The 14,218-nt window shown below is 43.2% G+C and carries 10 protein-coding genes; 4 read left to right on the top strand and 6 right to left on the bottom strand.

All coding sequences use genetic code 11. The features are described 5' to 3' along the window. Positions 1-67 precede the first annotated feature (67 nt). The 4 genes from FTV29_RS08670 to pilG are packed head-to-tail and all read right to left on the bottom strand — an operon-like array spanning position 68 to position 3,506. The gene (locus FTV29_RS08670; RefSeq protein WP_005097845.1) at positions 68-2,140 is read right to left on the bottom strand and encodes a methyl-accepting chemotaxis protein; all 2,073 of its coding nucleotides are present in this window, start codon (positions 2,138-2,140) and stop codon (positions 68-70) included. A 46-nt stretch (positions 2,141-2,186) separates the two neighbouring features. Next, positions 2,187-2,723 carry a chemotaxis protein CheW gene (locus tag FTV29_RS08665; protein WP_005097846.1) on the bottom strand — a complete coding sequence of 179 codons (537 nt, stop codon included), beginning with the start codon at positions 2,721-2,723 and terminating at the stop codon, positions 2,187-2,189. Positions 2,724-2,728: 5 nt separating this feature from the next. Beyond that, the gene (locus tag FTV29_RS08660; protein WP_005097847.1) at positions 2,729-3,097 is read right to left on the bottom strand and encodes a response regulator; all 369 of its coding nucleotides are present in this window, start codon (positions 3,095-3,097) and stop codon (positions 2,729-2,731) included. A 25-nt stretch (positions 3,098-3,122) separates the two neighbouring features. Then, positions 3,123-3,506, bottom strand: a complete 384-nt coding sequence (gene pilG / locus FTV29_RS08655; RefSeq protein ID WP_005097851.1) for a twitching motility response regulator PilG — start codon at positions 3,504-3,506, stop codon at positions 3,123-3,125. Between the two features lie 287 nt (positions 3,507-3,793). Between pilG and FTV29_RS08650 the strand changes: the two genes are divergently transcribed. The 4 genes from FTV29_RS08650 (at position 3,794) to FTV29_RS08635 (ending at position 10,564) form a co-directional block, all read left to right on the top strand. Beyond that, positions 3,794-4,441: a hypothetical protein gene (locus tag FTV29_RS08650; protein WP_180075371.1), complete on the top strand. Its 648-nt coding sequence runs from the start codon at positions 3,794-3,796 to the stop codon at positions 4,439-4,441. A gap of 51 nt (positions 4,442-4,492) precedes the next feature. Continuing rightward, positions 4,493-5,620, top strand: a complete 1,128-nt coding sequence (locus FTV29_RS08645; RefSeq protein ID WP_180075370.1) for an efflux RND transporter periplasmic adaptor subunit — start codon at positions 4,493-4,495, stop codon at positions 5,618-5,620. A gap of 24 nt (positions 5,621-5,644) precedes the next feature. Next, complete coding sequence (locus FTV29_RS08640) at positions 5,645-8,752, top strand: efflux RND transporter permease subunit (RefSeq protein ID WP_005169687.1); 3,108 nt, start codon at positions 5,645-5,647, stop codon at positions 8,750-8,752. 96 nt (positions 8,753-8,848) lie between these two features. Then, positions 8,849-10,564 (top strand): proline--tRNA ligase, encoded by a 1,716-nt coding sequence (locus FTV29_RS08635; RefSeq protein WP_159138278.1) that lies wholly within the window; start codon positions 8,849-8,851, stop codon positions 10,562-10,564. Positions 10,565-10,621: 57 nt separating this feature from the next. Here FTV29_RS08635 and FTV29_RS08630 read toward each other — a convergent pair whose 3' ends face one another. Together FTV29_RS08630 and FTV29_RS08625 are read right to left on the bottom strand one after the other, a co-directional pair. Continuing rightward, the gene (locus tag FTV29_RS08630) at positions 10,622-11,908 is read right to left on the bottom strand and encodes a hypothetical protein (RefSeq protein WP_159516130.1); all 1,287 of its coding nucleotides are present in this window, start codon (positions 11,906-11,908) and stop codon (positions 10,622-10,624) included. 16 nt (positions 11,909-11,924) lie between these two features. Further along, positions 11,925-14,210: a DUF6160 family protein gene (locus FTV29_RS08625; protein WP_180075369.1), complete on the bottom strand. Its 2,286-nt coding sequence runs from the start codon at positions 14,208-14,210 to the stop codon at positions 11,925-11,927. Positions 14,211-14,218: the final 8 nt, after the last annotated feature.

The following is a 14,218-nucleotide window of genomic DNA, read 5'->3' as shown; positions in this document are numbered from 1 at the left end:
CTTTATCTGTATTTTTTGAATGTGCCTCAATCGTAATCAAGGCACATTCTCCCCATCATCGCTAACTTTATTCTGGTAGTTTAAAGTCAGCTACAGATTCACGTAATGCATCGGCCATATTTGCCAGTTCAGATACCGAACGTGCTGTATCGAAGGTGGCACTGGTGGTTTGCGAAGTAATTTCCTGTACGACATTCATCGTGGTCGCAATATGACCTGCAGATGCAGACTGCAGTTTCGCTGCATCGGAAATGTTCGCAATCAGTTTCGCCAGGTTATTCGATACGGTTTGAATCTCATCCAGTGCCACACCGGCATCTTTAGACAAGTTCGCACCACGTACAACCTCGGCTGTAGTTTGCTCCATCGAAATAACCGCTTCGTTGGTATCGGTCTGAATGGTTTTTACCAGGCCTTCAATCTGCTTGGTTGCAGACGCAGAACGCTCTGCAAGACGCTGTACTTCATCGGCTACAACTGCGAAACCACGACCGGCTTCACCCGCCATCGACGCCTGAATGGCTGCGTTCAATGCCAAAATGTTGGTTTGGTCGGCAATATCGTTAATCAAGGCAACGATGTTACCAATTTCCTGAGAAGATTCACCCAGACGTTTAATACGTTTTGAGGTTTCCTGAATCTGTTCACGAATCGTGTCCATCCCCTCAATCGAGCGTTGTACGACATCCGCACCATTTGCAGCAATTTGTACCGAACGGTCTGCTACCACAGCAGATTCATCGGCGTTGGCAGATACCTGGTCAATCGACATGGCCATTTCGTTAATTGCCGCAGAAGCACCGGCAATTTCCTGAGCCTGATGTTCAGAAGCTTCAGCCAACTGGTTGGTAATGCCCTGTGTGGTCGCGGTATATTGCGCAACTTCTTGCGAAGTTTCAGTAATACGCGATACCAGGTCACGTAACTGGTCGATTGCAAAGTTAATCGAGTCGGCAATCGCACCGGTAAAGTCTTCCGATACTGTTGCGTATGAACGTAAATCACCATCTGCAAGATCGGCGATTTCATCCAGTAAACGTAAAATCGCATTCTGGTTACGGTCATATTCTTCTTGTAAACGGCCTACACGCTGCTTATCCGATACACCACGTAAAGAAAGCAATTTGAATACACAAAGCAAGAAACCAAGTAACAAGGCAATCAACAGGATGGCTGGAATAACGGTTTTAAGACCTGAGTTACCTGATAATTTGTTCAGGTTATCTAAAAGCACATCAGACTGGGCAAAAATAGATGCAGCGGCCTGACGAACTTTTACAATTTCAGTCGAGTTCTTCAGAATAATTGCTGATGCTGATTCGAGTACTTCATCATATTCAGCCTTAATACCTTCTAGAGATTCACGCATTGCTGGATCAGCAATACGCTGTACGCCCAGTTCAACAGAACCATTCAATTGTGCATTTAAATAAGAGCCGAAAGTTTCGGTATCGGCACTAAAGTCATCCGCCGATTCACGAGAGCCATCACTACCCGTCAATACCAGACTGATTGAACGTAAAATACGTTCTGCAATAAATACCTGGTTCTTGGCAATCACCACCTGGCTCGATGGCATATCTTGACGCGCCATCTGGTCAACCATCAAGTTATATTCCGCCTGAATCCCGGGAATTGCTTCACCAATGGCAATGTTGGTGTCGTATAACTGGTTAATGATTTTTTGTTGCGAGGTAATCAGATCAATACCGCTAGAAACTTCTGTCCACTGTTTATCAACAGCTTGTAGCGCCTCATTATCTGAATGAATATTTTTAACTGTTTCAAGGTTCTCAGCAAAAGATTTTTGCGAGTCAGTTAGGTTTTTCATTGCCTCCGGTGTACCCGAAGCGGTTGCTTCAGTTGCTTGGCGCGAAATCGTTTGCGAGAGGAGACGTAAATCACCCAGACTTTGAGTGAGTTCGTTGCTACGTGGCACACTATAAAAAAGATATAATAAAGTGATCAGTGCGGCTAAAAGACAGCCTGCTGCCCCATAGATCAGCGGTTTTGACTTTTCACTATCACCAAATACACGTGATAATTGATCTATTTGCGATTGAATCTTAGTGAAAAAAGCATTACCGCCTTTGCGGCCAGTGCTTTCACCTGTATTTTTCTTTTTAAGTTTAAAGCCCATGCAGCCTCTCCCCGGTTGACGCCTTGATCACTTTCGTGCGCGACATTTAATTTATAAATTTTATAGATGCGTTCATAAAATTTGGATTTTGCAACAGACGACTGAATAAGAACACATGCCACTGCTGGTTGTGCTGATGAAAAAATCCTTGACAGTATTCTTGTAAGTTTTCATCTAATTCAGATTTCTTCGAAAAGAAACTTTTCTTATTGAAATGTTGTATACCCAAAACTTGATCTACGACCAAACCGACATACTGGTCATTATGGTTGATGCACAATACTTTTTGAGTCGGTGAAAACTGACTGCTATGCCCTGATACGTATTGAGTAAGATCAGAAACGGATAACAGTCTTCCCCGGATATTCGCCAGACCCAACACCCATGCTTGTGTCTTGGGTACCGGCGTATATTTTGGGGGATAAATCACTTCTGATACTTCCCCCAGCGGAGCAACAAAATATTGCCCCATCATCTCAAAAGCAATGCCCGACCATCGGTTCACTTCATTGTCATTGGAAACGTAGTTTTTATTTCCCCGTTTCGCAATGCGAAGCAATTCGATAAATCCATTTGCTGCCATAGAGCTTATCCTGCATTGAGGTGTTGCTTAATTACTTCTATTAATTGTTTTTCATCTACTGGTTTTGTTAGATAGTCTGCTGCACCCTGACGCTTGCCCCACACGCGGTCAGTGGCCTGATCTTTGGTACTGACAATCACAATTGGAATGTGTTTGGTGGTCGCCCCACGCGCAATCTGACGGGTCGCCTGGAATCCGTTTACGCCCGGCATCACAACGTCCATCAGGACCAGATCAGGCAATTCAGCCTGTGCCATGGTGACGCCATCGGCCCCATTGGCTGCTTCAATCACCTCAAAGCCATGTTTAGAAAGAATTTCTCTAAAGCGAAAAGTTTCTGTCGGTGAGTCATCCACAATTAGGATACGTGCCATGCCAATTCCCCAAAAAAATCAAATATTAAGCACTAATATGGTTACGGATTGCGTTCAGCAATTCATCTTTACTAAAAGGTTTGGTCAGGTATTCATCTGAACCCACAACACGACCTTTGGCCTGATCAAATAAACCATCTTTACTTGATAGCATAATCACAGGAATATTCTGGTAATTCTGAGAATTTTTAATTAACGCGCAAGTTTGATAGCCATCTAGACGCGGCATCATGATGTCGACAAACACGATATCTGGATTTGCTTCGGCAATTTTTGACAAAGCTTCAAATCCGTCGACGGCAGTAATCACTTCATAACCTTCGCGCTGAAGAAGAGTTTCCGCGGTACGACGAATGGTCTTTGAGTCATCAATAACCATAACTTTTAGATTTTGGAATTTATCGTCCATTTGTTTAACCCTTCCCATTTTAGAAACTATTATGCCATAAGGCTCATAGGATTATTTTATTACGATCGATAAACATTTTTAACATAAAGTCACTTGTATTATCAACGAACATTTTCTACACAAGTAGACAAAATCAGTTATTTTTAACAACAGCTTCACATTTTACCCGCGCCGATGTTTTTTTTTTGACTAACGGTAGTTTTTAATTCGTAAATTTAAGTCTAATATAACAAGATTATTACTTTAAAATAAGTAATTTAGTCAACTTTAAATTTAGGGAGCCAATGATGGGTCAGTTTTCAGAAAAACTTGCTGTCATTGATAAAAATAAAATGACTGGTCAATTCATTGTTGCTGTGCTGTTACTATTACAGGTGACCTTAGCTTGTGCCAACAATAACCAAATCCAGCAAAAGGCCACTTGGTACCGCTATTATGATAGTAAAGGCGTGGCCAATATCAGCACTAATGTGACGCCCAATCATATCCGTTACGGTTATGAAGCGCTTGACCAGAATATGCAGGTCATTAAACGTGCTCGTCCTTATAATGCCGAAGCCGATATCAGACAGGCTCCCCAACGTGCTCAACAGGCCAAGCGGATCGCTGAAGACAATAGACTGAAGCGAGCGTACAACAATAGTCAGACCGCCTTACAGAAAAAAAATGACAGTCTGCTACAGTTAAAAAAGCAAATTGATTTTCAGCAAGAACAAATGAAGCAATTGCAAAAAGATCGAGTGATGTTTGTACGCCAAGAACGTGAATATTTACGTAAAGGTAAGGCTCCACCGGCACACCTGAAAACCACACTTGAGAGTAATCATAAAAATCTCATTTCCCAAAAAGAAAATATTCAATCTTTACAAAGTCGCTATCGAAATCTGGAAGCAGAATACGACAAAATTATCGCCCGTTTAAAAGCACTTGAATAAATACAGATAGCTTGTTTTGGTTTTAAACCACAATAAGCTGTAAGGACTCTTATGCAAACTGCACCACATGCTCATGGTTTAAATATGCCTTCTCCGCGCTCTATCCTAATCATGAGTGCACTTTGCTTAAATATGTTATTAGTGGCTTGTGATAAAAATGAACCCGTACAGCAAGCCGAAACACCCAAATCCATTGAAGTCATTCCTCAAGACCTGATTGCAGTACAGTCCGGCAACTCAGTTCAAAAAACAGCATTTACCGGCACGATTCGGGCTGTCAATCAAAGCAGTATTCAGGCACAGGTGTCTGCCACCGCCACCAGTGTCAATGCCCAAGTCGGTCAGACCGTCTCCAAAGGTCAGGTGCTGGTACGGCTAAACAATCAGGACAATGCTGCCCGACTGGCACAGGCACGTGCCAATCTGGCCTCTACCCAAGCTCAGGCCAATCAGGCTCGAAACATGATGCAACGTAAAAAGCGTCTACTCGATCAGGGCTTTATTTCAAAAGTAGAATATGAACAGAGTCAGGTCGATTATCAGGCACAGCTGGAAAATGTACGTTCCCAGCAAGCCAATGTCGATATTGCCGAGAAAGCAGATCGTGACGGAACCATGACCAGTCCGATCAGTGGCGTGATTACCCAGCGTCAGGTGGAACCTGGCCAAACCGTGGCGATTGGACAAACCCTGTTTGAAATTGTCGATCCTAAACAGCTGGAAATTCAGGCACGCGTGCCTAGTGACCTACAATCAAACTTAAGGCTAGGCAGTCAAGTCGAATACAGCATTCAAGGCAATCCCAATCGGCTCACTGCAGTGATGAGCCGGATTTCCCCGATCGCCGATCAGGCCAGTCGCCAGATCGAATTCTTTGCTACGCCGAATGAAACAATTCCCTCTTTAAGTATCGGTTCCTTTGTAGAAGGCAATATTTTGAGTTCACGCCAAATCAGTGGGCAGATTATTCCCCTAGATACGCTGCAGGATATCCAGAACAAACCCTATGTCTGGGTGATTCGCCAGAATAAACTTATCAAGGCCAATGTGCAGATACTGGAACAGCGCTATAACGACAATATTGCAGTGGTCAAAGGATTGGAAAGCACCGATCAGGTCAGCCGAATTAAATTTAGCGAAGCCGATCTACAAAAAACTGTCACACTTCGCTCGAACTAAAGCGCCTCACACAGGATCATTGACATGTGGTTTACCCGAATTAGTGTGAAGTATCCAGTTTTCACCATCATGATGATGTTCTGTCTGATGGTATTGGGACTGGCTTCCTGGCAGCGGATGGGCGTTGAAGAATTTCCCGATGTCGATTTTCCCTTTGTGGTGGTGTATACCAACTACCCGGGTGCTTCTCCAGAAACGGTCGAGTCAGAAATAACCAAGAAACTCGAAGATCAGATCAATACCATTTCTGGTTTAAAACAGGTGATTTCACAGTCCAGTGAAGGCCTGTCGATGATCACGACTGAATTCAACCTAGATGTACCTTCTACCACAGCCGCTCAGGATGTGCGGGATAAAATTGCCTCGGTAACTGCTGAATTTCGTGATGAAATTCAGGATCCGATTGTCGAACGTTATGATCCAACCGCAAATGCGGTCATGTCGATCGTATTTGAATCCAATAACATGGATATCAAAGCACTCAGTTCTTATCTGGATCAGCGAATTGTACCCCAACTGCGCACAGTTGCTGGCGTGGGAACGGTGAATTTACTCGGCGATGCACAGCGCCAGATCCGGATTCAGGTAGAACCACAAAAACTGCAAGCTTTTGGCCTTGGTGTAGACAGTGTCATCAATACCTTAAAGGCTGAAAATATTGAAGTTCCAGGCGGCACACTCAAATCTGGCAACTCGGAACTGGTGATTGAGATCAATTCTAAAGTGCTGCATCCCTTGGCCTTCGGCGATCTCATCATTGCCAATAAAAATGGCGTACCAATTTTCCTGAGACAAGTCGCAGAGATCCAAGACAGTCAGGCAGAACTAGAATCTGCTGCCTTTTTAAATGGCAAAACCGCAGTTGCGATTGATATCCTGCGTAGCTCGGACTCTAACGTGATTGAGGTCGTCGATAGAACTTACAAAACTTTAGAAAGTATTGAGACCCAGCTTCCTCAGGGGACGACCTTGCAAGTGGTGGTGGATTCTTCCAAAAGTATCCGTGGCACCATTGGCGATGTAGCCCGCACCATTATTGAAGGTGCGGTACTTGCCGTGCTGATTGTTCTGCTATTCCTTGGTTCATTCCGCTCCACTGTGATTACCGGTTTAACTCTGCCGATTGCATTATTAGGTACTTTGACCTTCATCTGGGCCTTTGGCTTCAGTATCAACATGATGACCTTGCTGGCGTTATCCTTGAGTATTGGCCTGTTGATTGATGATGCGATTGTAGTGCGAGAAAATATTGTCCGGCATGCCGACATGGGCAAAGATCATGTGACTGCCGCACTGGATGGCACCAAAGAAATTGGTTTAGCTGTTCTGGCCACCACCCTGACCATTGTCGCCGTGTTTCTGCCGGTGGCCTTTATGGGCGGGATTATTGGTCGTTTCTTTTATCAGTTCGGGGTTACAGTTAGTGTGGCTGTGCTGATTTCGATGTTTGTTAGTTTTACTTTAGATCCGATGCTTTCTGCACATTGGGCCGAAAAGAAAAAAGATCCAAATAAAAGACCCGGACGGGTGAAACGTTTCTTTAGCTGGATTTCTGGCAAGCTGGACAATTTAAGCCATGTCTATGAAAAGCTGCTCAAACTGGCGCTGCGCTTCAGATTCATTACCTTAATGATTGCCGTAGCTTCATTATTTGGTGCCTTGGGATTATCGAAACTGATTGGCACCGAATTTGTACCGGTTCCTGACAAAGGCGAAATCCGCATTAAGTTTGAAACACCGGTAGATTCTTCGCTTGAATACTCACAAGCCAAACTGCAACAAGTCGATCAGATTATCCGTCAACACCCTGATGTTAAAGCAACTTATGGCGTAATTAATGGTGTAACTGACCGTGGTAAAAACCACGTCAGCCTGCGAGTGACCGTGACACCACGGATCGAACGCGAAAAAAGCCTGACCGAGCTCAACAATGAGTTTCGACAACGCCTGCAATCGGTTGCCGGGATCAGTATTACCTCGGTTGCATCTGCCGATGAAACCGTTTCGGGTGGTCAAAAGCCAATTATGATCTCGATCAAGGGCCCCGACCTGGATGAACTGCAAAAAATTTCCGATCGTTTTATGACAGAGATTGCCAAGATTGACGGTATTGTCGATTTGGAAACCTCACTGAAAGAACCCAAGCCGACACTCGGCGTGCAGATCAATCGTGTCTTGGCCAGTGATTTAGGATTATCCGTGAATCAGATTGCCAATGTGGTTCGTCCACTGATTGCCGGTGATGATGTCACCACCTGGCAGGATGAAAAAGGCGAAACTTATGATGTGAATTTGCGCCTGACGGAAGACCAGCGCAGCTTGCCACGTGATTTACAGAACATGTATATCACTTCAAATAAAACCGATGCCAATCATCAGCCGATTCTGATTCCACTTTCGAGTGTGGCCAAGTTTGAAGAAAAACTCGGTGCTTCACAAATTAACCGCCGTGATCTGGCACGTGAAGTTCTGATAGAAGCCAATACCGCTGGTCGTCCTACAGGAGATATCGGCACGGATATCAGCCGGCTACAAGCCAATTTTGATATGCCGCCAGGTTATAGCTTTGATACCCAAGGTTCAAATGCCGATATGGCAGAATCCGCAGGCTATGCCCTGACCGCCATCACCCTGTCGATTGTGTTTATCTACATTGTGCTGGGTTCACAGTTTAATAGCTTTATCCATCCTGCGGCGATTATGGCCTCCTTGCCATTATCCTTGATTGGTGTGTTCCTGGCGCTGTTCCTGTTTAATTCCACCATGAACCTGTTTTCGATTATCGGGATTATCATGCTAATGGGACTGGTGACCAAGAATGCGATTCTGCTGATCGACTTTATTAAAAAAGCCATGGATCGCGGTGAAGAGCGTTATGATGCGATTATTGCCGCGGGGAAAACCCGACTGCGTCCCATTTTAATGACCACCAGCGCCATGGTCATGGGTATGGTGCCCTTATCCTTAGGGCTGGGTGAAGGCGGTGAACAAAGTGCGCCGATGGCCCATGCCGTGATTGGCGGGGTGATCACCTCAACCCTGCTCACTTTGGTGGTTGTCCCCGTGATCTTTACTTACCTGGATGACTTTAAGAATTTTATGCTGCGTCAGATGCGTAAAATCATGGCATAATTTAATGCAACACAATGAGGTGACATTCCCAAATGCTCATCTCATTTTTTATTGTATAATCTCTGCTTTAACGCTTAATTTTTTAGGACAGTTTCCATGCGCGCGAGTCGCTTTTTATTTGCAACGTTAAGAGAAACCCCGAACGATGCTGAGGTTATTTCCCATCAGTTGATGCTTCGTGCCGGTATGATTCGTAAGTTGGCTTCAGGTCTGTACACCTGGCTGCCGATGGGCGTTCGCGTATTAAATAAAGTTGAAGCGATCGTTCGCGAAGAAATGGACAAGGTCGGTTCACTTCAGGTCTATATGCCGGTGACTCAACCTGCGTCTTTATGGGAAGAATCAGGTCGTTATGTACAATACGGTCCTGAACTGTTACGTTTCAATGACCGCCACGGTAACCCGTTTGTACTGGGTCCAACCCATGAAGAAGTCATCACTGATTTAGCACGCAATGAACTAAAAAGTTATAAGCAGCTCCCTGCCAACTTCTATCAGGTGCAAACCAAATTCCGTGACGAAATTCGTCCGCGTTTTGGGGTAATGCGTTCACGTGAATTCATCATGAAAGATGCCTACTCTTTCCATGCCAATCAGGAATCATTGCAACAAACCTACGACGACATGTATGCAGCCTACTGCAAAATCTTTACTCGTCTTGGTTTAGATTTCCGTCCGGTTCAAGCAGATACCGGTTCGATTGGTGGTTCAGGTTCACACGAATTCCATGTACTGGCTTCAAGCGGTGAAGATGATATCGCATTTTCGACCGAATCAGACTACGCCGCCAATATTGAAATGGCTGAAGCCGTTCTGGTCGGCGAACGTGCGGCACCAACTCAAGAACTTAAACTGGTTGATACGCCAAATCAAAAAACCATTGCGGATGTATCTGCCTTCTTGGGCACGGATCCAGCTCACTCAGTAAAAGCATTGCTTGTTCAAGGCATTGCAAAAGAGGATGGTTCTGTTCCTGTGGTTGCTTTATTCCTTCGTGGCGATCACGAACTGAATGAAATTAAAGCCGAGAAGCATGCACAAATTGCAGCTCCACTCACTTTTGCAACCGAAGAGCAAATCGCAGCACTTGGCTTGACAGCTGGTTTTGTAGGCCCACAAGGTCTGGTTGAAAAAGGTGTCACCGTCATTGTTGACCGTGCAGCATCAGTATTGTCTGACTTTGTTGCAGGTGCTAATACAGCTGACAAGCATGCAACCGGCATAAACTGGGAACGTGATGCACAGTTCACTGAAGTTTATGACTTGCGTAATGTAGTTGAAGGTGACCCTTCTCCAGATGGCAAAGGTACACTGCAAATCAAACGTGGTATCGAAGTGGGTCATATCTTCCAGTTGGGTCAGAAATACTCTGAAGCATTGGGCTGTAAAGTCTTGGGTGAAGATGGCAAACCATTCACTGTGACCATGGGTTGCTATGGTATTGGGGTAACACGTGTGGTTGCGTCTGCCATTGAACAAAACTTTGACGAGAAAGGCATTATTTGGCCAACTGCCATTGCCCCGTTTGAAGTGGCCATTGTACCGATGAATGCACATAAATCACCACGCACAGTAGAAGCAGCTGAAGCGCTTTATGCTGAACTCACTGCTGCGGGTTATGACGTAATTCTAGATGATCGTAACGAACGTCCAGGCGTTAAATTTTCTGACCTTGAGTTGACCGGTATTCCACACCGTATTGTGATTGGTGAAAAAGGCTTGGATGCAGGTACTTTTGAATATAAAGGTCGCCGTGATGCTGAATCTGTAAATATTTCCAAAGAAGAGTTGTTGGCTAAAATCGCGAAATAATTTTGCTTTCTTAATAAAAAAATCCCGTCAAGTGCGGGATTTTTTATTCTTTTTAACTTAACAGAATTTATGTCCACCGAAGCAGTTCGGTTGAAAGTTCTGGCCTTTAAGCTCTAAATTTTTCAAAGGAAAATCAAGAAGTGCCGGGTTTTTAATTTCTTTCACATCTAAAGCTCCATCAAATACACAATTCAAAAGACTTCCACATGCTCTGGGTTTTGATGTTAAATCATGATTAATCCCTGCAATGGTTTGTGCTAATACCGCATTAGTAATATCCACACCTTTATTTGGACTAATATCACCAAGATTTACCTCATCCTCGATTGCCATCCACCAACCTTGATTAGCAGCAACGGCAGCACCCGGCCAAAGTATTTTTTGCGATTGTAATGATAAAGATGCTGGGTTATTCAAATACAATGCATGGATTAAGCCAAGATCTTGATCCACTGTAATATCTGTTCTAAGGCCTGTCATATAGCCTGTAATTTGTTTATCCAGTGTAAGCTCAAATAAATCCAGTGGCTTTAAAATGGCCTTTAATGGGCCACTAAAATCAATTCTGTCAACTGTACCAGTCCCCTTTAATTTAACTTCACTCATTCGTGTTCCTGAAACTATAGTGGCTGGAATCACAAATGGCGCATTGGTACTTGTTAAATTAAAAGTATAATCATTCGATTTATAATGAAGTTCCAGATCCTGCCCCAATATTGTTCCCGTAACAGCACCTTCAATATATTTATTGCCAGTTGATGCATAGGTCATTGTTCTTGGATTAGTTACAGCTGTTCCTTTGGCTTCTTTAGTCTTCATATATCCACTAAAACTATTAATACCATTTGGTGTGGCCGTATTTTCTGTACCCATAGTCAGTAGACCTGAAATCTTTTCTGCACTTAAACGGAAACCCAAAACTTCACGTGTAGATGCCTGATTTGGATTTTTTATAGCAAATTGAACAAAAGGATTAGTAATCAAAGCAGAGGTCGCAGCACGATCCATTCCATTTGCAGAATTACCACTTAAGGAAATATGATCAATATCAATATCACAACCAGTTGCACCATTAATTCCTCCACAACCAAGTTGCAGTTTTTTAATATTGGCATTAATTTCCATTTCAGCTTCTAGACCCAATTTATAAAATGAGATATTTCTCTGGTCATATGCCTCTCCCAAATTATCAACTTGGTTAAATCCGGCCTGAACCTCCATTGACAATAAAGCTTGTCCATTAATATTTGAAAGCTCCTGATCTTCTAATGAGGTTAATGCAGATACATGACCACTCAATCCCACCATCGCCGCAACTAGACTCTTTAATATTATTTTTTTCATTTTTCTCATCCTGAATTTAGCGTGGTGTGATTCCCAGCGTGCTACGAATAGTGCCACCAGTCAGTGCAATACTTGCCATGTTTTGCATATTGCCATTGGTCGCCATCGCAAAATTGGTTTTAAATGGTGTCGCGATATTATTTTCATAATTGAGTTTGACCTGATTATCCAACGTTACGGTATCAGCACTGACACGAACTTTCCCATTAACACCCAAATGACCTTCCATCCGGTTAAAGTTGATCGAAGAAACGTTTAATGCTTCTGTTGTTAAATCAATATCTTCATTGGAGATACTGAAGTAGCTACCCAGATTAGCTTTATCTGCACTTTCTTCTGATGTGAGTGGCCTAAATTTAAAGTTTGCATCAAATGACAAAAAGTTGGTATCTGGTGAACTTGCGGTTGGATCTACCCCAGGAATAATCAGAAGCTCACCATTTCCATCGAGCTTAAAGGCAATATTGGTCAGTACATCATCACGTTTAGAAAAGTTATCGTGAGGCACATAGCCTCCGCATTTACTGACTGATGCAGTGCTACAGTTATATTTAGATCCTGGTAATTGCCCCATTGCGAGCTCTGCTTTTGCTGCAATCAGTAATTTATCGGCACGAATATAAATCCCTTCATCTTCATAGCCAATAATCCCTTCAGATTTAATCAAAGCATCGATATTTCTAAAGCCTGCATAATAGTTAACAGCTTCACCCTGTACACCGTCCTGACCATCAATCAATATAATTGAAGTTGTACTTGGCAAACCGGTTTTCTTGTCGACCCCGTATCCTTCAGTAGAGGCCATGATGTTATAAGCAATTGCCTGCTTATTATCTGTTCCATAAGTTGTTCCAGACAACGCGACATTGGCATTTAAATTATAAATAGGAATACCAATCCCCCATGAACCGCCATCCCCACCAAGTTCTGTCAAGGAGTTATCTGAAATAAAACGTGCTTTCGCAGCAATTGCCTGAAAGTCCATTCCTCGTACTGCAATAAAAGCAAAATCCTCTCCATCTCCTGCTGTACTCAATGTCTGTTTCAGTACATCACTACTATGCCCCAAGGTTTTTCGCATATTTTCATTGATGATAAAATCGAGACTTTTAGCCGTAATAGTATTTATATAAATATCACCAAAATCGATATAGGCATTTTTACCATGTAAATTTTCATCAGCATTCCGTGTTGTCAGGGGCCTAATATTGGAGAATTGGACTGCATAGCTTCCATGGCCAGTATGACCAATTTCAAGCACGGTAGGCACGATGTTGCTTGGGTGACCACTAGCAGCACCAGTAAAGTCGGCAGATAAGCCCAGATGCAACCCCCCTTCACCCACCAGATCGCTATATCCTGCTGCAGTTTTGTCTTGACGCTGTAAAACACCATTTAACTTGTTACTTACATCAAAAGTACCAATCTGGGTTTGATCGGCATTCATGGATAATCTGGCATTGGTCACCGCACCTGAAGCCCCAAGACGCATAATATTTTTACGTTCGTTATTTGGCGTGTTATAACGCAAGTCAATATTAACGCCAGGATTGGTCGGATTAACCCGGCCAATAGCAATATCAGTGGTATCTTCAACACGTTTTAAATCCACGTAATGGTCTTGATTGCCATTTCGGGTAGTGAGTACAACACCTTCATTGGGGTCAATGTACATATAGCCTTGACCCGCAAAATTAAAGTTAAAGTCATTTAAAATCAGGCTATTTTCACCTAATTTATGACTAATGGTGGCATTTTTAAGTTGAAAGTCAATACTGGCAATTGCCTCTTTATTAAATAAACCTGCAGTAGTTTGTAATAGAACACTAAGCGGCGTAGAGGTACTAATCCCTAATGCACCTAGACTTTGACTAGATTGTACGCCAGCAGTCCGAATACTATTCGCAGACTGGCTACATGGATTGGTCGTACAGGCTGTCTTTACCAGTTTTAAATCTGCAGTGGCTTGAAATGGTGAAACACTTGCAGCAAGCCGAAGTCCTGCCCCTTGTGAAGTAGCACCTACATCTATTTCAAGTTGACTAATAATTGGCTTATTATCTTTTCCAATAATTTCAACATTATGTAGACCTAAACCCATTTTAGTACTGGCATCTGGATTGGGATCATACCAATTGACTTGAGCAATGTTGGCTTTAGAAATTTCATGAGTAATCACCATACCATCTTGTCCAGTGACTTCGCTCAATTCCTGCTCTTCAATGGTTTCAAGTGCATAAGCTTGCTGTATAAGACACATGCATACTGTTAGTAACTTCAACTTTATTGTTGTTTTTTTCATTTTTATAT

It is taken from the genome of Acinetobacter sp. YH12254 (assembly GCF_013417415.1).
In the GTDB taxonomy this organism is placed as follows: domain Bacteria; phylum Pseudomonadota; class Gammaproteobacteria; order Pseudomonadales; family Moraxellaceae; genus Acinetobacter; species Acinetobacter pseudolwoffii.
The sequence above is the reverse complement of the archived record's forward strand: the minus strand, read 5'-3'. Positions and strand labels throughout refer to the sequence as shown.